The organism is Phytopseudomonas straminea (assembly GCF_900112645.1).
Lineage (GTDB): Bacteria > Pseudomonadota > Gammaproteobacteria > Pseudomonadales > Pseudomonadaceae > Aquipseudomonas > Aquipseudomonas straminea.
Genome location: NZ_FOMO01000011.1, coordinates 16,590 through 35,838 on the forward strand (window position 1 = coordinate 16,590; position 19,249 = coordinate 35,838).

The 19,249-nt window shown below is 63.3% G+C and carries 22 protein-coding genes; 13 read left to right on the forward strand and 9 right to left on the reverse strand.

What is annotated here, in order from left to right; translation table 11 throughout:
- Window positions 1–21 precede the first annotated feature (21 nt).
- The 4 genes from BM279_RS20355 (at window position 22) to BM279_RS20370 (ending at window position 4,580) form a co-directional block, all read left to right on the forward strand.
- Entirely contained in the window at window positions 22–456 is a 435-nt protein-coding gene (locus BM279_RS20355; RefSeq protein WP_027910608.1) for a MarR family transcriptional regulator, read from the forward strand.
- Complete coding sequence (locus BM279_RS20360) at window positions 456–1,856, forward strand: DHA2 family efflux MFS transporter permease subunit (protein ID WP_093506805.1); 1,401 nt, start codon at window positions 456–458, stop codon at window positions 1,854–1,856. Before BM279_RS20355 ends, BM279_RS20360 begins: the two co-directional genes overlap by 1 nt.
- Before the next feature lie 235 nt (window positions 1,857–2,091).
- Entirely contained in the window at window positions 2,092–4,203 is a 2,112-nt protein-coding gene (locus tag BM279_RS20365) for a motility hub landmark protein FimV (protein WP_244154200.1), read from the forward strand.
- A gap of 83 nt (window positions 4,204–4,286) precedes the next feature.
- Window positions 4,287–4,580, forward strand: coding sequence for an Rdx family protein (locus tag BM279_RS20370; protein ID WP_093506807.1), 294 nt, complete (start codon window positions 4,287–4,289; stop codon window positions 4,578–4,580).
- A 122-nt stretch (window positions 4,581–4,702) separates the two neighbouring features.
- On the opposite strand, the gene BM279_RS20375 is transcribed toward BM279_RS20370, so the two are convergent.
- Both BM279_RS20375 and BM279_RS20380 read right to left on the reverse strand, forming a co-directional pair.
- Window positions 4,703–5,038, reverse strand: coding sequence for a tRNA-binding protein (locus tag BM279_RS20375; protein ID WP_093506810.1), 336 nt, complete (start codon window positions 5,036–5,038; stop codon window positions 4,703–4,705).
- A gap of 65 nt (window positions 5,039–5,103) precedes the next feature.
- On the reverse strand, window positions 5,104–5,862 hold the full coding sequence (locus BM279_RS20380; protein WP_093506812.1) for an AraC family transcriptional regulator: 759 nt from the start codon (window positions 5,860–5,862) through the stop codon (window positions 5,104–5,106).
- A gap of 167 nt (window positions 5,863–6,029) precedes the next feature.
- Here BM279_RS20380 and BM279_RS20385 point away from each other — a divergent pair, with 167 nt between their 5' ends.
- Both BM279_RS20385 and BM279_RS20390 read left to right on the forward strand, forming a co-directional pair.
- Complete coding sequence (locus BM279_RS20385) at window positions 6,030–6,854, forward strand: UDP-2,3-diacylglucosamine diphosphatase (RefSeq protein ID WP_093506814.1); 825 nt, start codon at window positions 6,030–6,032, stop codon at window positions 6,852–6,854.
- Complete coding sequence (locus BM279_RS20390) at window positions 6,851–7,894, forward strand: glycosyltransferase family 4 protein (RefSeq protein WP_093506816.1); 1,044 nt, start codon at window positions 6,851–6,853, stop codon at window positions 7,892–7,894. The genes BM279_RS20385 and BM279_RS20390 overlap by 4 nt, the downstream gene beginning before the upstream one ends.
- A gap of 10 nt (window positions 7,895–7,904) precedes the next feature.
- On the opposite strand, the gene BM279_RS20395 is transcribed toward BM279_RS20390, so the two are convergent.
- The 3 genes from BM279_RS20395 to BM279_RS20405 all read right to left on the reverse strand — a co-directional run bounded on the left by BM279_RS20395 (window position 7,905) and on the right by BM279_RS20405 (window position 11,299).
- Window positions 7,905–9,287 (reverse strand): adenylate/guanylate cyclase domain-containing protein, encoded by a 1,383-nt coding sequence (locus BM279_RS20395; RefSeq protein ID WP_093506818.1) that lies wholly within the window; start codon window positions 9,285–9,287, stop codon window positions 7,905–7,907.
- Between the two features lie 177 nt (window positions 9,288–9,464).
- Complete coding sequence (locus BM279_RS20400; protein WP_093506820.1) at window positions 9,465–9,782, reverse strand: Mpo1-like protein; 318 nt, start codon at window positions 9,780–9,782, stop codon at window positions 9,465–9,467.
- A 62-nt stretch (window positions 9,783–9,844) separates the two neighbouring features.
- Window positions 9,845–11,299, reverse strand: coding sequence for a TrkH family potassium uptake protein (locus BM279_RS20405; RefSeq protein ID WP_013791096.1), 1,455 nt, complete (start codon window positions 11,297–11,299; stop codon window positions 9,845–9,847).
- Window positions 11,300–11,465: 166 nt separating this feature from the next.
- On the opposite strand from BM279_RS20405, the gene BM279_RS20410 reads away from it, so the two are divergent.
- Window positions 11,466–11,837, forward strand: a complete 372-nt coding sequence (locus tag BM279_RS20410) for a YkgJ family cysteine cluster protein (RefSeq protein WP_093506822.1) — start codon at window positions 11,466–11,468, stop codon at window positions 11,835–11,837.
- Between the two features lie 166 nt (window positions 11,838–12,003).
- Window positions 12,004–12,570, forward strand: coding sequence for an NAD(P)H nitroreductase (locus BM279_RS20415; protein WP_093506824.1), 567 nt, complete (start codon window positions 12,004–12,006; stop codon window positions 12,568–12,570).
- A gap of 187 nt (window positions 12,571–12,757) precedes the next feature.
- Here BM279_RS20415 and BM279_RS20420 read toward each other — a convergent pair whose 3' ends face one another.
- The 4 genes from BM279_RS20420 to BM279_RS20435 form a co-directional block, all read right to left on the reverse strand.
- A complete protein-coding gene (locus tag BM279_RS20420; RefSeq protein ID WP_093506826.1) occupies window positions 12,758–14,083 on the reverse strand; it encodes a sensor histidine kinase in 1,326 nt (441 codons plus the stop codon).
- Window positions 14,084–14,170: 87 nt separating this feature from the next.
- Complete coding sequence (locus BM279_RS20425) at window positions 14,171–14,581, reverse strand: Spy/CpxP family protein refolding chaperone (protein ID WP_013791100.1); 411 nt, start codon at window positions 14,579–14,581, stop codon at window positions 14,171–14,173.
- Between the two features lie 133 nt (window positions 14,582–14,714).
- On the reverse strand, window positions 14,715–15,398 hold the full coding sequence (locus BM279_RS20430) for a response regulator transcription factor (protein ID WP_027910619.1): 684 nt from the start codon (window positions 15,396–15,398) through the stop codon (window positions 14,715–14,717).
- Between the two features lie 20 nt (window positions 15,399–15,418).
- Window positions 15,419–15,718, reverse strand: a complete 300-nt coding sequence (locus BM279_RS20435) for a YciI family protein (protein ID WP_027905133.1) — start codon at window positions 15,716–15,718, stop codon at window positions 15,419–15,421.
- Between the two features lie 115 nt (window positions 15,719–15,833).
- Here BM279_RS20435 and BM279_RS20440 point away from each other — a divergent pair, with 115 nt between their 5' ends.
- From BM279_RS20440 to BM279_RS20460, 5 genes are read left to right on the forward strand one after another with little or no spacing between them, the layout of a single operon-like run.
- Entirely contained in the window at window positions 15,834–16,697 is an 864-nt protein-coding gene (locus BM279_RS20440) for a PHP domain-containing protein (protein ID WP_027910620.1), read from the forward strand.
- Between the two features lie 12 nt (window positions 16,698–16,709).
- A complete protein-coding gene (locus BM279_RS20445; RefSeq protein ID WP_093506828.1) occupies window positions 16,710–17,336 on the forward strand; it encodes an L-threonylcarbamoyladenylate synthase in 627 nt (208 codons plus the stop codon).
- A gap of 4 nt (window positions 17,337–17,340) precedes the next feature.
- Window positions 17,341–18,192 carry a segregation and condensation protein A gene (locus BM279_RS20450; protein ID WP_013791105.1) on the forward strand — a complete coding sequence of 284 codons (852 nt, stop codon included), beginning with the start codon at window positions 17,341–17,343 and terminating at the stop codon, window positions 18,190–18,192.
- Between the two features lie 47 nt (window positions 18,193–18,239).
- The gene (gene scpB, locus BM279_RS20455; RefSeq protein WP_093506830.1) at window positions 18,240–19,070 is read left to right on the forward strand and encodes an SMC-Scp complex subunit ScpB; all 831 of its coding nucleotides are present in this window, start codon (window positions 18,240–18,242) and stop codon (window positions 19,068–19,070) included.
- Window positions 19,067–19,246, forward strand: coding sequence for a DUF1289 domain-containing protein (locus BM279_RS20460; RefSeq protein ID WP_093506832.1), 180 nt, complete (start codon window positions 19,067–19,069; stop codon window positions 19,244–19,246). Before scpB ends, BM279_RS20460 begins: the two co-directional genes overlap by 4 nt.
- The last annotated feature ends 3 nt before the right edge of the window (window positions 19,247–19,249 follow it).

A 19,249-nucleotide genomic window follows, 5' to 3' on the forward strand; every position in this document is an offset into this window, starting at 1 on the left:
ATAATTCCAAGAGTGACCTTCATGTCTCCAGCCGAACCCCATCGTTTCGCCATGCAGGTGGCGCAAATGTCCCGCGCCTGGCGCGCAGAACTCGATCGCAGGCTTGCCGGCCTGGGCCTTTCCCAAGCACGCTGGCTGGTGTTGCTGCATATCGGCCGCTTCGCTGAGCTGCCGACCCAGCGTGAGCTGGCGCAGAGCGTCGGGGTAGAAGGGCCGACATTGGCCCGGCTGCTCGATAGCCTCGAAGCTCAGGGGCTGGTGGTACGCCATGCGGTACCCGAAGACCGCCGCGCCAAGAAGATTGCCCTGTGTCCGGCTGCCAAGCCTTTGATCGAGAAGATCGAAGCGATTTCCACGCAGCTGCGTGAGGAGCTGTTCGCCGGCATCGACCAGGAAGATCTGCGCCGCTGCCAACAGGTGCACGCGCGCATTCTGGGCAATCTGGAGCGGCGTTGATGCAGGACCTGTCTCTGCTGCAGAGACGTTATGGGCCGCGCTATCCCAATTACCTGCTGATCTTGTTGATGCTCGGCAGCATGGCGATGATCCTGGCCTCGACCAGTGTCAACGTCGCGCTGCCGGCGATCATGGCCGACTTTCGCATCGGCCGCCCGCTGGCCCAGTGGCTGTCCACCGGCTTTCTCGCTTCGATGACCTCCGGGCTGTTGCTCTCCGCATGGGCTCAGGCGCGCTTCGGCGCCAGGGCGACGGCGCAAGCCGGTCTTGCCATTTTCATCCTTACTTCGCTGCTTGCTCTGATCGCTAGCGCTGCCTGGCAGTTGATCACCCTGCGTATTATTCAGGGCCTGTGCGCCGGTATCGTCCAGCCGCTGGCCATGGTGCTGATCTTCCGGGTGTTTGCCGGCGGCGGTCGTGGTGCTGCGCTGGGTGCCTACGGGCTTGGGGTGATGATCGCGCCGACGCTTGGGCCGACCATCGGGGGTTATCTGGTCGATGGGTTTGGCTGGTATGCGGTGTTCTGGCTGCCGCTGCCTATGTGCGTGCTCGCTATGCTGGCCGGGCTTTTTCTAATGCCCAACGAGCGCGAGCGCCGCACGCCGTTTCTTGATCTTTGGGCCTTCTTGCTTTTGAACGTGGGTTTATTCGCGACCCTGGGTGCCCTCGCCGAAGCTCAGCGTTTCCCTTGGGGCGAGCCGCGGGTTTGGGGGGCGGGGCTGGTTGGTCTGTTGGCTGTCGCCGGTTTTCTGTGGCGTAGCCGCTTCAGCCACCAACCTTTGTTGCCGCTGGCGCTTTGGCGACACGCGGGTTTTCGTAAGGCAAGCTGGGTGGCGCTGGCCCTCGGTATGGGGCTATATGGCACTACCTACATCATCCCACTGCATGTGCAGGCCGTCGAAGGTTACAGCGCGGGCTGGGCAGGATTGTTGCTCTTGCCCACCGGACTGGTCATGGGGATTGCGTCGTTCATGGGGGGGCGCCTGAGCGACCATCTGTCTAGCGCCGTGCTGCTGGTCGCCGGCTTGCTGGCATTGGTGGTGTCGTCCATCGGCCTTGGCTGGCTGGATCCGGGGGCATCGTTTGTGGCGCTGTGTTTCTGGGCCTGCATCGGACGGATCGGTCTGGGCATCCTGCTGCCGGCGCTGACCACCGGCGCGCTGGATGCGCTTGACCGCGAGCAAGTACCCCACGGCGCAGGTGCTATCACCTTTGTACGGCAGTTGGGCGGGGCTTTCGGTGTGAACCTGCTGACCTTCTTTTTGGAGTGGCGCCATCGCCAGGAAGGTGGCGATTTCGCTGGCGAGGTAGCGGCGTTTCAACAGAGTTTCTGGCTTATGGGCGCACTGTTTGTGGTGACGATATTGGCGGCCTGGAACCTGCGTCCGTCACAACGTTGACGTTATTTACATAACTAGCCGCTTTTCTGGCTTTATGCGTATGATGGCGAATTGCTGAACCCTATTGGGGGCGGCACGTCTGAAAGTCGCAAGTCGTTGAATTTTGGCCATACTCATTACTCGGTGAAGCAGGGAACGTTTGCCGAGGCAGCTATGCTACGCCGTACCTTGCAGAACCTTAGGCCCGGTTGGAGCCACTGCAACTGTTTTTCGAGCGGAGTTACCGGGAGCTTTTATGACTCGTGTTCGTCATCTATTGATCGGCCTGGCATCGAGCTCGGCGTTTTATTCGGGGCTGGCGCCTGCGCTGGGGCTGGGTGAGATCACCCTGCATTCGGCGCTCAACCAGCCTTTGAACGCCGAAATCGAGTTGCTGGCGGTAGGTGATGACATGACCGCGTCGGACATCAAGGTCGCGCTGGCGCCGGCCGATGCCTTCAACCAAGCGGGTGTGGATCGCGTCTACTTCCTCAATGACCTGCGTTTCAGCCCGTTGTTGCGCGGCGGCAAGAGCGTTGTGCGCGTGGTGTCCAATCAGCCAGTGCGCGAGCCTTACCTGAATTTCATCGTCGAGCTGAAGCGTCCCGGTGGGCAGTTGCTGCGCGAATACACGGTGTTGCTCGATCCGCCGTCTTCTTCGGCCTACACCAGCCAGGCTGCACAGGTGGGCGACCAGCAATTCACTTCTTACGCGCCGCCACGCCGCACGCCGATTGCCAGCCGGGGTGAGCGCTATCGGGTGGCCAGTGGCGAGAGCCTGTGGACGATAGCGTCCAAGCTGCGGGTCGATGGCGACAAGTCGTCGCTGCAAGATCTGATGCTCGACATTCATGCGCTGAACCCCGAAGCCTTCACCAATGGCGATATCCATCGCCTGCGTGCCGGTGCTTCGTTGTTACTGCCTGATCATGCGCGGATAGCCGAGGCCGCGCCGGTCAAGCCTGCCGACGCCGCGACACCGACGCAGCCCGCCGCACCGGCAGAGATAATTCCCGACACCGCGCCCCAGCAGCCTGCCGAACCACAGGTGGAAGTGCTGGCGCAGATTCGCCGTGTCGAGGAAGAGGTTGCCAACCGCACTGCCGAGAACCTTCAGCTGCAACAGGATCTGTTGACCGTCCAGAACCAGTTGAAGGACATGATGGTGCGCATGGAAACGCGCGATCAGCAGATCGCCCAGTTGCTCGAGCAACTGGCCCAGCGTCCGGTAGCCGCGCCCGCTGCACCTGCCGACGCAGCGCCTCAGGCGGTCACTCCAAGCACTGTCGCCCCAACTGCCAGCGCACAACCCGCTCAAGCGCCGGCCGCTGCCCCGCAGCCAGCCCAATCCGAAGGTTTCTGGAGTCTCTGGAATATCCTGTTGGCCGGTCTGCTCGGTGCGCTGGCGTTGCTGCTGGTGCTGTTCAAGCGCAAGCGCAAACCTGATCCTGAGGCCATCGCCGAGCCTGTGGTGGTTGTGCCGCCCGTGGTGCAGGCACCGCTTGCCGCGCCGGTCGAGCCGATCATCGCACCACGTGCTACCGAGGCCGACGTACCACCGCCGGTTCGTGCCCCAGTCACTCCGCGCACGGAGACCAGTGCTACTGATCCGCTGGACGCTGCCAATATCTACCTGGCTTACGGTCGTCTGGGTGAGGCGGTGTCCGTGCTGCGCCAGGCCTCTCAGGCCAACCCACAGCGTCTGGATATCGGCTTCCGGCTGCTCGAAGTGCTGGCGCAGCAGGGCAACACCCTGGCCTTCGCCGAAGAGGAAATGCGCCTACGCGAGTACGGCTTCGACCCTGAGCGTATCGATGCCCTCAAAGCCAGCTATCCCGCGCTGTTCGCGCAGCCAGTCGATGAGCTGGAGTCTCTGGGCCCGCTGGAAGATCTGACCCTCGATTTGGACGACATGCCAGCAGAGCAAAAGCCCCAGGACGACGACTTTCAGCTCAACCTCGATGACCTGTCGCTGGATGCCGACTGGGATCTGGTGAACCCCTTCGAGAACGCCTCGCGCAAGAAGCGTCCTGGCCCTGAGGCCGATATGCCGCCTGCTGCGCCCGAGAACGCCTCGAGCGATATCTTCGGCCATGATGCGAACAGTCCGTTTGCCGGCACCATGCTGGTCGAGGAAGAGGACCCGCAGGAGGAGTGGCTGGAGCTGGACGAGCTGCCGGCAGACGCCTCCGAAGAGGCCGAGCGCTTTGTCACCAATCACGAGAATCTCACCAAGCTCAACCTGGCCATGGCCTATATCGAACAGGATGATCTGGAGGCCGCGTGCGACATCCTCAATGAGGTGATCAACGAAGGTGACGAGGAAGAGAAACAGGAAGCCCGCGAGCTGCTCGCGCGCATCGCCTGAATTCTTGTTGTTTTCATCCGAGCGCGGCCTGGCCGCGCTTTTTCATGGGCGTTGGTAAACGTCCGCTGTACTGGAGTGAGCCCATGAGCACCAGCAAAGCCGAAGTGACGATTACCTATTGCACTCAGTGCCAATGGCTGCTGCGCGCGGCGTGGTTGGCGCAGGAGTTGCTGTCCACCTTCGCTGACGACCTGGCCAGGGTCAGCCTCGAACCCGCCACTGGCGGTACCTTTTGTATTCAGTGCAATGGTGTGGAGATCTGGGAGCGCAAGGCCGACGGCGGCTTTCCAGAAGCCAAGGTGCTCAAGCAGCGAGTACGCGACCAGATTGATCCGGCCCGCGACCTGGGCCATAACGACCGCCCCGCAGCGAGTTAAATCCGCAGAGCCTCGAAACCTGGAAGCGTAGGGCTTGCCGTGCAGCGTTTCGTCCGTGCTTCGTCATGGCGGGCCGTTCGCTGGCGCCCCAGGACGGCGTGCTCCCCGGTCTGGTCTGCAGCTCAGGCCAGGCGTGCGCCATTGGGCAGTGGCTTGTCGAAGCCTGCCAGCACCACTTTGCCGTCGCTGTCGTAGACGCCGGTGACCAGCACCTCTGAGCGTACACCGGCAATGCGCTTGGGAGCGAAATTGCATACGCACAGTACTTGGCGTCCGACCAGTTCGTCGGCAAGATAATGGGCGGTGACCTGGGCACTGGAGGTGCGGATGCCCAGTTCACCTAGATCGACCTGCAGCACATAGGCAGGTTTGGTCGCTTTCTCGTTAGGTTCTGCGCTGATGAGGGTGCCGACGCGCAGCTCAACGCGCTCGAAGTCTTGCCATTCGATGATCTGCATGATGCTCTCCTGTTTTGGCCGCACTGTAACGGCGGCGAACAGACAGAGCTGTTGCAAAACTGCTGTTATTTGTCGCGAGGCTCACGCGCGCGCAGTACTCGGGGTGTCTCGCCGAAATGTCTGGAGAGGGCGGCTGTAAAGGCGCTTTGTGAGGTGTAGCCGACCCGCGCAGCGATTTCGCCAACGCTGAGACGGCTGTTGTGCAGCAGTTGGCGGCCCAGGCGCAGGCGTTTGTCGCGCACGTAGGCCATGGGCGTGAGCCCGGTCTCGTCGAGAAAACGATGGTGGAAGCGTGCCGCGGAAAGCCCGGCGAGGCTCGCCAGGTCCGCCACCTGAATGGGGTGGGCAGCATGTCGCTCGATATAGGCGTTCAGTGCGCTCAGCGGCAGGGCCGGGCTGGGAAGGAGTGCCGCTGGTGCATTGAGACTGGCCAGTAGCAGGATGGCGCCCTGGCGGGCGATCAGCGGATCTTTGACCGCGCTTGCGGCCAGCCAGTTGACCAGGCCACTCTGGTTTACCGACAGCTCGACTTTGTTTGGCGCTTCCAGCAGGCGGCGGCTGGCATCGGCATGATCACCCAGATTGCGCTGCAGCCAGTCGCCGGCCGGGATATCGAGCACTAGGCACTCGCTACCTGTGCGGCTCTCGCAGGCGTGGCGTGCACCGGCGGGGACGACCGCCAGCGTTTGCCGGCTGACACGACTGCCGTGGCCCGCTACCTCGAACTGCAGGTGGCCGCTCAGGCCGAACACCAACTGGGCATGGTCATGCTCATGGCAGACGATGTCATGGTGGTAGTGGCGAACTGACAAGAGCGCTGACATGGCGGGTTCCTCGAACGGTCGCGTCAGTTTACGCCCTGGATCGCAGGTTGGGTGCAACGGCGCACTCATAGGCGAAGCGCGCCGTCGTCATCGAATTGCCACGGCGCGTTCACAATCGTTTCACTGCGTTCGCGCAAGCTCGGCAAAAATCTGCCGGAGACTGCCCGATGAGCATCGAACCCCTGGTAAGGCCGAGCCGCAAGCAACCTGTACGCACGCTATGGATCTCCGACGTGCATCTGGGGACCCGCGACAGCCAGGCCGAACACCTGGCGGCGTTTCTCAAGCGCTACCAGGCCGAGCGAGTCTATCTGGTGGGTGACATCATCGACGGCTGGAAGCTGCGCAGCGGCATCTACTGGCCCCAGGCGCACACCAACGTGATCCGCCGGCTGCTGACCATGAGCAAGCGTGGCACCGAGGTCATCTACGTCACCGGCAACCACGACGAATTCCTGCGCCGTTACTCCAAGTTGCTGCTGGGCAATATCCAGCTGGTCGACGAGGCTGAGCATGTGACGGCCGATGGCCGCAAGCTACTGGTGATCCATGGCGATCAGTTCGACGTGATTACCCGTTACCACCGCTGGCTGGCCTTTCTCGGCGACTCGGCCTACACCGTAACCCTGGTGCTCAACCGCTGGCTCAATCACTGGCGGCGCCGTTACGGCTATGGCTATTGGTCGCTGTCGGCCTACCTCAAGCACAAGGTGAAGACGGCGGTGAACTTCATCAGTGACTTCGAGGAGGCGATCACCCATGAGTGCGCGCGTCGAGGTTTCGACGGCGTGGTGTGCGGGCATATCCACCATGCCGAAATCCGCAAGCTGGGCGACGTCGAGTACCTCAACTGTGGTGACTGGGTGGAGTCCTGCACGGCGCTGATCGAACATCCGGACGGCCGTATCGAGCTCTATCGTCTGGCCGAGGAGCAGCAGCGTCTGGCGCAGCTGCAGGCCGCCAAGGTGGCGGTCATCGAGCCGGCAGCATGAGGCTGCTGATCGTCAGTGACGCCTGGACGCCCCAGGTCAACGGTGTGGTCACCAGCCTGCTGGCGCTGGTTGGGGAATTGTGCGACATGGGTCATCAGGTGGAAGTGTTGTCGCCGCAACGCTTTAGCTGCGTGCCATGCCCGAGCTATCCGGAAATTCCCCTGGCCTGGAACCTGTGGCGCGTCGGCCCGGCCATCGAGGCGTTCGCACCCGACTGTGTGCACCTGGCCACCGAAGGCCCGCTGGGCTGGGCCGCCAGGCGTTGGTTGCTGCGCCGCGGCCTGGCCTTTTCCAGTGCGGTGCATACGCGCTTTCCCGAATACCTGACAGCGCGCTGCCGCTGGATCGGGTTGGGCGTCGGCTATGCCTGCCTGCAGCGCTTTCATCGCCACAGCCAGGCAGTGCTGGTCAGCACCGAGCGCTTGCGTGCTGGCTTGGCAGAGCGCGGGCTGCGGCGGTTGATGCTCTGGCGCAAGGGCGTGGATACGCAGCTTTTCGCGCCCAGGCCCGAGCTGGCAGCGCCGGTGAGTGCGATCTTCCTCTATGTCGGACGCATCGCCGCAGAGAAGAATCTGCAGGCGTTTCTCGATCTGCAACTGCCGGGCGAGAAGTGGGTGGTCGGTGATGGTCCGCAGCGCGTGATGCTGGAGCAGGTGTATCCGGGCGTGAAATTCTTTGGCTATCAGCACGGCGAGGCACTAGCCGATTTCTACCGGCGCGCCAGCGCGCTGGTGTTTCCGTCGCTAACCGACACCTATGGCCTTGTGATGCTCGAGGCCCAGGCCTGCGGCACGCCGGTGGCAGCCTTTAACGTGCCAGGGCCGCTGGATGTGGTGGTGCCAGGCGTGACCGGCGTGCTGGCCGCCAACTTGCGTGACGCCTGCCTGGCGGCGTTGGAACTGGATCGCGCACGCTGCGCCGAGGAGGCGGGGCGCCAATCGTGGCGGGCATCGGCGGTAGAGTTTCTGGCCAGCCAACCGCTGCTCAGTGGCAGGCCTGCCAGTGGTGAGTTGAGTAAGGTCATCGCGCGCAACTGCTGAGCAGCCTGCCTTAAATGATCTTGTCGCGCAGCTTTTCGGCGGCCTGTTCCAGGGCCTCGATGACCCGGTCCTTGTCGAAGTTCTGGATGCCGTTGGTGTCCAGGTACATGGAGAAGCCAGGCAACTCGTGCTCCATGTAGCTGGAACTGGCGCCCAGGTCGCGGCGAAAATCCACGACCTGGTAGATCTGCACCGGGCGGCTGAAGCCCTTGACGCTTATCTGGCCCTTGTCGCGGCACATGATTACGTCCTTGATCAGCGAATAGGTCTCGTGGGAGATCAGGATCTCACCGGCTTCGGCGGCGCTTTCCAGGCGGCTGGCGAGGTTCACGTCGCGGCCGATGATGGTGTAGTCCATGCGCGTGTCGGCACCGAAGTTGCCCACCGTGCAGTAACCGGTGTTGAGGCCCATGCGGATTTCCAGGGGTTTGGTAATGCCCTGGGCACGCCAGTGCTGGCGCAGCACCTTCATATGCTTGCGCATGGCGATGGCCATCGACACCGCGGCCATGGCGTCCTTCTTGGCGCCCTGGCTGCTCGGGTCACCAAAGAACACCATCACGCTGTCACCGATGAACTTATCGATGGTGCCGCCGAACTTCATGCAGATCTTCGACATCTCGTTGAGATAGGTGTTGAGCAGGTCAGTCAGGGCCTCGGCTTCCAGCTCCTCGGACAGCTCGGTGAAACCGCGGATGTCGGAAAAAAATACGGTGAGTTTCTTGCGCTGGGTTTCCAGGCGCACGTGCTTCTTGCCGCTGAAGATCGACTCCCACACCTGGGGCGACAGGTATTTGGCGAGGTTGCGAGCCAGGCGTGCGGCCTTTTCCTGCTCGCCCTTGATCTGGTGTCGTACCTGAGCAAGGCGAATGCCCTGCTGGTGCACGAAATAGGCCGAGATGCAGATATAGAAGATGGTGAAAGCGATGCTCACCAGGGCCACCAGCGCCGGTGTTTGCGGGGCCACGTGGAGGTCGGTGAGCGAGGCAGTGAGCAGCGTACCGCTGAAGGCGACCAGCAGCGCCACACTCATGTCGCGCAAGCCACCGACTATCAGGGTACTGAAACTCAGGGTCAGCAGAAACATCAGGCTGGGTACCACCGAAAACCCGAGTAGTGCCGCAAATGCGCCACAGTGCAGGGCATCGACGAACAGCAGGCTCATCAGTGTGCGATGTCGGTGGTCGTCGCGAAAGCGTTTGCTCAGCCAGTGAGCCAGGTGGGGATAGAGCAGCGCATAGGGCACGAGCCACAGCAGGCCGTGGCTGAACACTTGCTCATAGGTGCCGGCTGCTACGCTCGCGGCCACGGCAAGATAGGCCAGCACCCGCGAATAATATTCGCGGGTGAGCAACGAGGGCAGGTTTGGTACGGCGGTAATACTGGTGCTCATGCGCTAACGGCGACCCCTGCTGAAAGTCCGACTGCATGACCGAGCGCCAGGCTGCAAGCGGCGTGCGGACGGGGCCAGCGGAAAGTGGGGATCATATACGCTGCAGGGCCGGTCGGCAAAGGCGCAATGCCATGACGGCGCTAATCCCGGCGTGGGCAATTGCATTTGACCGTTCGTTCAGAAACGAATGCGTCCGGTGAGCATGTCCTTGAGCATCACCCAGTCGCCCATCAGCGAATACAGCGGGTACTGGAAGGTGGCGGGGCGATTGCGTTCGAAGGCGAAGTGACCGACCCAGGCGAAGCCATAGCCGATCACCGGCAGGGCCAACAGCCACAGCCATTGCCCGCTGGTCAGCGCATAGCCAAGCACCACCAGCACCAGAAGGCTGCCGACATAATGCAGGCGCCTGCAGGTCGGGTTGCGGTGTTCTTCCAAGTAGTAAGGATAGAACTCGGCGAAGGAGCTAAAACGCTCGCGGGGCTGGCTGCTCATTGCGACTTCCTGTTGTTGTTATGTTCGCAAAGTCTAGGCCGAGATTGCCGGCAGCAACAGGGTCAATGCCGCCAGAACGCCGGCATAAACAGCACCAGCACGGTGAGGATTTCCAGGCGGCCCATCAGCATGCCCAGGGTCAGTAGCCACTTGGCCATGTCCGGCAGGCTGGCGTAGGTGCCGGCCGGGCCGATGATCGGGCCCATGCCTGGGCCGACGCCGGCGACCGTGCTGGCGGCGCCGCTCAGGGCGGTGATCCAGTCCAGACCGCAGAGGGTCAGAGCCAGGGCCAGCACGGCGATGATGATGGTGAAGAAGAACGAGAAGGTCAGAATCGAGCGAACGATGTCTTCGTCCAGGCGATGACGGTTGTACTGCTGCTTGATCACCGCACGCGGGTGCACCAGTTGCATCAGGTTGGCCTTGAGCAGGATGTAGGCGACCTGGAAGCGGAAGATCTTCAGACCGCCGGCCGTAGAGCCCGAGCAGCCGCCGATAAAGCCCAGGTAGAAGAACAGCATGCCGGCGAAACCGCCCCATAGCGAGTAGTCGCCCAGAGCGAAGCCGGTGGTGGTCATCACCGAGGTGGCGTTCACGGCCACGTGGCGCAGGGCGTCGAGCCAGTGCAGGTCGGTGGTGAAGTAGTACCAGGTGCCCATGGTCAGCCAGACACCCAGCAGAATGCCGAGAAAACCGCGCACCTGCTGATCGGCTAGCACGGCGCCAAAGTTGCCGCGTAGCGTGGACACGTAGAGTACGAACGGCAGGCTGCCGAGAATCATCAGCACCACGGCGACCCAGTGCACGGCCGGCTGCGTCCATTTGGCCAGCGACAGGTCCGAAGTGGAGAAACCGCCGGTGGAGATCGCCGACATGCTGTGGTTGATCGCATCGAAGAAACTCATGCCTGCCAGCCAGAAGGCCAGGCAGCCGAGCAGGCTGATGCCGAAGTAGGCCACCGCCATGTACTTGGCGACCATGTGCGAGCGCGGCATGACCTTGTCGGAGCGGTCCGAGGATTCGGTCTGGAACAGGCGCATGCCACCGATGCGCAGCATGGGCAGAATCGCCACCGCCATGGCGATGAAGCCGATACCGCCGAGCCAGTGCAGCATCGAGCGCCAGATCAGAATGCCCGGCGACATGTTGTCCAGGCCAATCAGCACCGTGGCGCCAGTGGCGGTGATGCCCGACATGCTCTCGAAGAAGGCGTCGGTGTAGCTCATGTGTTGGGTGAACATGAACGGCAGGGCGGCGAAGATGCACACCATCAGCCAGCTCGATACCGTCAGCATGTACATGTCGCGGGGGCGCAGGTGCACGTCCTGGGGCTTGCCGCGGGCGATCATCGACAGCCCGGCGATAAAGGTGATCAGACTCGACCAGGCGAAGGGGCTCACCTCTGCGGCGCGGTCGAAGACGAACAGGGTGAACATTGGGCCGATCATGCCAATGGCCAGGGTAATCAGGAAAATGCCATTGATGAATGCGATAAGTCGTAGGGTCGGCCAGGCCATCGGTTTTATCCGCGAAAAAGTGGCGCCATTCTACCTGTGCCGGCATCGCTGTACACCCGCTGGCGCGCCCGTCGTCAGGCGCCTGCGGGCCTCTTTACAAGTTGCTTGCGGTGCATAGAATACGCCGCCAGGTGCCGGCCCTTGCCGGTTTCTGAGCCCTCTCATCATGTCCGAAAGCAATCCTTGTCTCACGTGCGGCGCCTGCTGCGCGTATTTTCGTGTGTCCTTCTTCTGGGGTGAGTGTCAATCGGCCGGTGGCAGTGTGCCGGACGAGCAGGTCATCCAGATCTCTCCGCACCTGGTTGCCATGCGCGGTACCGAATACAAGCCCGCGCGTTGCAATGCGTTGCTTGGCGATGTCGGCCAGGGCACCCGCTGCACGATTTACGAGCAGCGTTCCAGCCCTTGCCGCGATTTCCAAGCCTCCTGGGCCAACGGTGAGCACAACCCGCGTTGCGATGATGCGCGTAAGGCCTATGGCCTGCCGCCTTTAACGCCGCCTGTGCAGCCGGAGCTATCGCCGGATCGGGTAGCGTAGGTGGCTGCTTGATCGCCGTTACGTGTAGCCCGGGTCGAGCGCAGCGACACTCGGGATATTGCCTTGGGTATCGCTTCGCTCAACACCAGGCTGCGGGCGCGCTGTGGTCTGCGAAGCTCATGCTCGGCTGGTAGAATCCCGGCTCTTTTCCTCTGGAGGTGAACCGATGGATGCCCTCGATACGCTGATCAACCGTGTTTCCGCGCCGCGCCTGATCGAACCGGCGCCGACTGCCGAGCAGCGCGAGCGGCTGTTCAGGGCTGCGCTGCGGGCGCCGGATCATGGCCAACTACGCCCCTGGCGATTTCTCACCGTCGAGGGGGATGCGCGCCATGCACTCGGCGAGCTGTACGCCGAGGCGATTGCCAGCAAGAACCCGCAGGCCGACGAAGAGGCGCTGACTAAGGCACGCAACATGCCGCTGCGTGCACCGCTGATGATCGTGGTGATCGCGCGCATCCAGGAGCACCCCAAGGTGCCGGCCCAGGAGCAGGTATTGGCTGCCGGATGTGCTGCCCACGGCATTCTGCTCGCCGCCTATGCCCAGGACATCGGCGCGGTCTGGCGTACGGGGGAGCTGTCCTACGACGCGGTGGTGAATGCTGGCCTGGGGTTGGCGGCCAATGAGCAGGTGATCGGCTACCTGTATCTGGGCACGCCACAGCGCGAGCTGCGTGAGGCGCCGGCGGTAAATGTCGATGAGTATGTCAGTGGCTGGACGGGCAAAGCGTAGGGCTGACCGCTTTTACCACTCGGGCTATTCATAGGTCGGATAAGCGCAGGGGCACGCGAGTCGGCATATTTTGTTTTTGTGGGAGCGTGCCTACGCGCGAGTTCGCGGGCGTGGGCTGGGGCGTCCCCGCCCGCGGCCGCACGACGCCGAGCCAGCCACCCTTGTCAGTAGGCTGTAAAAGAGAAGGCTAAAAAGCCGTCTCCAGCGGCAGCACCAGCTTGGCACTAAACCCGCCTTGCGGGTGATTCGCCAGTTCCAGCCGACCGCCATGGCGTTCGGCGGCGCGCCTTGTGATGGCCAACCCCAGGCCATGGCCGGCTGCCGATTGGCCGGGAGCGCGAAAGAATGGCTCGCCCAACTGGTGCAGGTATTCGGCAGCCACGCCGGGGCCATGGTCGCGTACCTCCAGGTGAGCCTCGTTGCTGCGGCGCACGACATTCAGCTCGATGGACTGACCATCGGGATTGAAGCGCAGGGCATTGCGCAGCAGGTTGTCCAGGGCGCGTTCGATCATCGCCGGCCAGCCGCGCAGGTGCATGCCTGGTTGCAGGCAGACGTCGAGCTGCTGGGTTGGATGGCTGAGGGCCATGTCCTCGCGCAGCTTGGCGGCCAGTTGTGCCAGGTCGATGGGCTGGGTAGCGCTAGGCTCGGCATCCAGACGGGCGAGAATGAGGATCTCGCTGATAAGGTCTTCAAGGCGGTCGCATTCGCGGATCAGCCTTGGCCACAGCTTCTCGCGCTCGGCCGGCTCGGCGCGCTCGGCCAGTGCCAGGGCGATGCGCAGGCGGGCCAGCGGCGAGCGCAGCTCATGGGAGACGTCACGCAACAGCTGGCGCTGGCTGCCGATCAGGTCCTGCAGGCGCGCGCCCATGCGGTTGAAATCGTTGGCCAGCACGCCAAGCTCGTCACGCCGGCTGGCCAAACGTGCCAGGCTGTTCTGCTGGTAGGCTGTCTGTCCCAGGTCGTGTACCGCGCCGCGCAGGCGATTCAGCGGGCGGGTGATGGACAGGGTCAGCAACAGGCTGAGCCCGGTCAATACTACCAGGGCGATACCCAGTGCGCTGAGTGGCCACAGCAGGCTGCCACGGTGCCAGGCATCCAGTTCCGGGTGGGGAATACGGTAGATGAACAGGTAGGTTTCGCCGCTTACCGGGCTGGTGTACTCGGTGGTCAGGCGCCGCCACGGCAGCCGCTTGTCGCCTTTGTTGCGCTCTTCCATGGCCGCCGCACGAGGCGGGAAGGTGCCGCGAATAGCCGGCTGGCCGGTGTCCGCCAGTACCTGGGTGTCGATGCGAAAGCGCCTTTTGCGCTGCTCGAGCAGATCCTGCGCCGCCTTGGGGCCGTCATTCTCGAAGGCTTGTACCCATTCGGCCGGCAGATTTTCCAGGCCTGGGTGCTGGTTGAGAATCCAAGCGTCCTGATTCAGGGCGCGGCCGAGCAGCATGGACAGGCCCGCGACTAGGGCAATCGCCAGCCAAAAACTGCCAAAAATCCGCCAGAACAATGAACGCACAGGAGCTCCTTCAAACGGCAAACGCCTGCACCACTTGAGTGGTGCAGGCGGCAAGTTGACTGGTCGTGATCACGGCCAGCGACAGGGTCAGCCAGCTTTCTTGTGCTCGGCTTTCCAGGCTTCGAATTCTTCGCGGTCGGCCTTGCGTTCTTTCATCTTGGCGACATGTTCGTCGAAGGTCTTCTGTTGCTCGGGGGTCAGCAGACCGCGAATGGCTTTTTGCTGCTTGTCATGGGAAGCCTCGCGTTCGTTTTTCAGGGCCTGCTTGTCGGCCTCGGGCAGTTTGTCCAGATAACGCTGGATCATCTCGCGGTCGTTCTTGCGCTGATCCATCATCAGTTTGTGAACCTGGCGTTGTTGATCCTTGTTCAGATCCAGCTCATGGAACATACGTGGGCCTGGGCCCGGGCCGCCTGGGCGGTGGTCGTCACCGGGAGCAGCCATGGCCAGGGTCGGCAGGGTCATGGCGAGGAGCAGGGCGGTCATGGTCTTGCGCATGGTGTATCTCCTTGTCTCGAAACCGGCCGGTTGCCGGATGTGCCCAGATTAGGGCTTTCAAGGTAAGGCGCAGTCAGCCAAGGTAAAGGCAGGGTAAAGGTCGGCCGCGCTTTGTAAAGCGGGCCGCCGTGCATCAGGGCGCGTAGTAATAACCGCGGCCGCGCAGCGCGACCACACGGGGGCGGCCATCGGGGTGGGGGCCAATCTTCTTGCGCAGGTTGCTGACGTGCATGTCCAGGCTGCGGTCATAGAGGGTCAGCTTGCGGCCCAATGCCAGTTGAGCAAGCGCCTGCTTGTCGACCGGCTCGCCCGGTTGCTTGAGCAGCGCTTCGAGCACCCGGCTCTCGGAAAGCGTCAGCACGATTTCCTGACCCTCGGCGCCCAATGCGGCCACGCCACGTGCCGGGCTGAAACGCAGGTCGCCGATCTCGATCTGGCTGGAGGTGGCCGGCGGCAGGCTGCGGCGCAGTACCGCACGCAGGCGAGCGGTCAGCTCGCGTGGGTCGCACGGCTTGGCTAGGTAATCGTCGGCGCCCAGCTCAAGGCCGAGAATGCGGTCCAGCGGCTCGCCACGCGCCGAGAGCATCAGCACGGGCAGCTCCGGGTGCTCGCTGCGTAGCTGCTTGAGCAGTTCCAGGCCGCTGCCATCAGGCAGCATCACGTCCAGCACCACGGCGTCGGGTGCTTGTTGCGCTAGCGCTTGGCGTGCAGCTTGGCCGTCGTGGCAGGCGGTGACCTGGAAGCCTTCCTGGGTCAGCCAACTGGCCAGCAGGTCACAGAGTTCGACGTCGTCGTCGATCAGCAGCAGCTCACTCATGGCGGTGATGACGAATCCTATTACGGCAGGACGTGCTTGAAGGGCTTGACCACCACGCTGGCGTAGACGCCGGCGGTGCGGAACGGGTCGGCGTTGGCCCAGGTTTTGGCGGCTTCCAGCGACTCGAACTCGGCGACGATCAGGCTGCCAGTGAAACCCGCCGGGCCCGGGTCATTGCTGTCGATGGCCGGGTTGGGGCCGGCCAGCACCAGACGGCCTTCGCTTTTCAGCTGCTCCAGCCGAGCCAGGTGAGCAGGGCGAACGGAGAGGCGAAGCTCGAGGGAGTTTTCCACGTCGGTGGCGATGATGGCGTAGAGCATGTCGATCCTTGTGGGTAAACCGCGAGAAAAAGGCGAGAGAACGGCGCGATAGCGGGGCAGGAATCTGCCGGCCGCGGCATAATAACAAACATGAATCGTCGGGAAAGCGCCCCTTATGCAGGTTGATCTTCATTGTCACAGCACCGCCTCGGACGGCGCCTTGCCGCCTGCCGAGGTTGTCGCGCGGGCGCACGAGCGTGGCGTCACGACGCTGGCGCTGACCGATCACGACACCCTCGAAGGACTCGATGAGGCACGTGCCACGGCAAGCGAGCTGGGCATGCAGTTGGTCAATGGCATCGAACTGTCCTGCACCTGGGGCGGCGCGACTATCCATGTGCTGGGCTATGCCTTCGACAGCGACGCGCCGGCCTTGCGCCAAGCCATCGCCGAACTGCACCAGGGCCGCTGGCTGCGAGCCGAGGAGATTTCCCGGCGCCTGGCGCTCAAGGGCATGGAAGGCGCGCTGGAAGGCGCGCGGGCGATTCAGCAGGCCCAGGGTGAAAGCGACAACGCCCCGGCGCGTCCGCATTTCGCGGAGTTCATGGTGCGCGCCGGTTTCGTCAAGGATCGCGCCGACGCCTTTCGCAAATGGCTGGGCTCCGGCAAGCTCGGCGACGTCAAGCAGCACTGGCCGACGTTAGATGAAACGCTCGAGACGCTGCGCCAGTCCAACGCATGGATCAGCCTCGCGCACCCCTGGCAATACGACTTCACGCGCAGCAAGCGCCGCAAGCTGGTGGCAGCCTTCGCCGCAGCAGGCGGCCATGCGCTGGAAGTCGTCAACGGCATGCAGCCGGCCGAGCAGGTCGGTGGCCTGGCGATCCTGGCGCGTGAATTCGGTCTAATGGCCAGTGTAGGCAGCGACTTTCACGCCCCGGGCGACTGGTCGGAGCTGGGTTTGTACCGGCCGCTGCCCGATGACCTTTCCCCGTTATGGACGCGTTTCGGCTGCGCGCCCTCGACCGAAGCCGTTTGAGAGTTGCTAGCCATGAGCCAGTTTTTTCAGATCCACCCGGAAAGTCCCCAGGCCCGTCTGATCAAGCAGGCGGTCGACATCATCCGCAACGGTGGCGTGGTGGTGTATCCCACCGACTCGTCCTACGCGGTGGGCTGCCAGATGGGCGCCAAGAACGCCATGGAGCGCATTCGGCGCCTGCGTCAGCTCGATGACAAGCACAACTTCACCCTGGTGTGCCGCGACCTGTCGCAGCTCAGCACCTTCGCCAAGGTCGACACCGCCGCCTTTCGGCTGCTGAAGAACCACACGCCGGGGCCGTACACTTTCATTCTCAACGCCACCCGCGAAGTGCCGCGCATGCTGCTGCACCCCAAGCGCCGCACCATCGGCCTGCGGGTGCCCAGCTATCCCATCGCCGCGGCACTGCTCGAAGAACTCGGCGAGCCGATGATGAGCGTCAGCCTGATCCTGCCTGGCGAGGACCTGCCGATGAGCGACCCTTACGAGATGCGTCAGATGCTTGAACACCAGGTGGATCTGATCATCGACGGCGGTTTTGGCGGCCTCGAGGCCTCCACGGTGATTGGCCTGGTGGACGACGAGCCCGAGGTGATCCGCGTCGGTTGTGGCGATCCGTCGCCTTTCGAGTCGCACTGATTCGATGTCGACCGCGACCGAAACCGTCGACAGCCAGGCCGGCGCCCAGCAGGAGCTGCCGTTCGCCATGGTCTATGGCGAGGCGCTCACCGAGCTGCCCGTCGACCTGTACATCCCGCCGGACGCCCTGGAGGTGTTTCTCGAAGCCTTCGAGGGCCCGCTGGATCTGCTGCTCTATCTGATCCGCAAGCAGAACATCGACGTGTTGGACATCCCGGTGGCGGAGATCACCCGCCAGTACATGGGCTACGTCGAGCTTATGCACACCGTGCGCCTGGAGCTGGCCGCTGAGTACCTGGTGATGGCGGCCATGCTCGCCGAGATCAAGTCACGCATGCTCTTGCCGCGCTCGGCCGAGGCCGAAGAAGAGGAAGACGACCCGCGCGCCGAGCTGATTCGCCGCCTGCTCGAATACGAGCGCTTCAAGGCTGCCGCCGAGGGCATCGACGCGCTGCCGCGGGTGGGCCGTGACCTGATCGTGCCGCGCGTCGAGGCGCCCGAAGCGCGGGCGCGCAAACTCTTGCCGACTGTGGACCTTCAGGAACTGCTGGTGTCGATGGCCGAAGTGCTGCGCCGCGCCGACATGTTCGAAAGCCACCAGGTCAGTCGCGAGGCGCTGTCCACCCGCGAGCGCATGGGTGAAGTGCTCGACCGCCTCAAGGACGGCGCATTCGTGCCGTTCGTGCAGCTGTTCAGCGCAGAAGAAGGGCGACTTGGCGTGGTGGTGACCTTCATGGCGATTCTCGAACTGGTCAAGGAATCCCTGGTCGAGCTGGTGCAGAACGAAGCCTTCGCCGCCGTGCACGTGCGCCTGCGCGTGGCGGGCGTGGAAGAGGGCGACAGCGAGTTCGAATGAACTGCTAGACTCGCCGCTTTCGTGGCTGCACGCGGTGTTTCCTGCTTATGAACCTGTCCGATCCCAAGCAACTCTCCACCTTGCTCGAGGGCCTGCTGCTGGCCTCCGGCAAGCCGCTGTCGCTCGAGCGGATCATGGAGCTGTTCGAGGAGGCCGAGCGCCCCGAGGCCGATGTGTTTCGCAAGGCGCTGGCGATTCTCGGGGGCAGTTGCAAGGGCCGTGCCTTCGAGCTCAAGGAAGTGGCTTCCGGCTATCGCCTGCAGATTCGCGACACCTTCTCGCCGTGGGTCGGCCGCCTCTGGGAAGAGCGCCCGCAGCGCTATTCGCGGGCCATGCTGGAAACCCTGGCGCTGATCGCCTACCGCCAACCCATCACCCGTGGCGAGATCGAGGAAATCCGTGGCGTGGCCGTGAACAGCCAAATCGTCAAGACGCTGCAGGAGCGCGAGTGGATCCGCGTGGTCGGCTACCGTGACGTGCCCGGTCGGCCCGCCATGTTCGCCACCACCAAGGGCTTTCTCGATCATTTCAACCTGAAGAACCTCGACGAGCTGCCGCCGCTGGCCGCGCTGCGCGAGCTGGAGCCCGAACCGGTGCTGGCTCAGGATGACGATGACCCGGCGGTGCCGCAGAGTCTGCAAGCACGCGCCGATCTGGCCCTGGCGGACGAAGATTCCGAGCAGGAAATCGATGCCCAGGCCAAGGCCGAAACCAGCTTCGGCTCGCTGCTCGCTGAGCTGGACGCCATGGAGCAGGGCCTGAAAACCGACTTCGATGACCTGGCACGCGATGGCGATGAGTCGAACCCGGATGCGCCGGAAACGGTCTCTAACGCTGTGGACGGCCCGTCCACCAGCGAGCGTGAAGAGACGTCATGAAAGATCCCTGCATCAGCGTCTGCAAATTCGATGACGGCATCTGCCTGGGCTGCGGACGCAGCAAGGCGGAAATCAAGGCCTGGAAGAAGCTCGACAAGGCCGAACGGCGCCTGGTCGTCGCCAAGGCCGACATGCGCCTGCTGGCAATGGGTAGCAAGGCACGTCGCAAACGCTAGCCA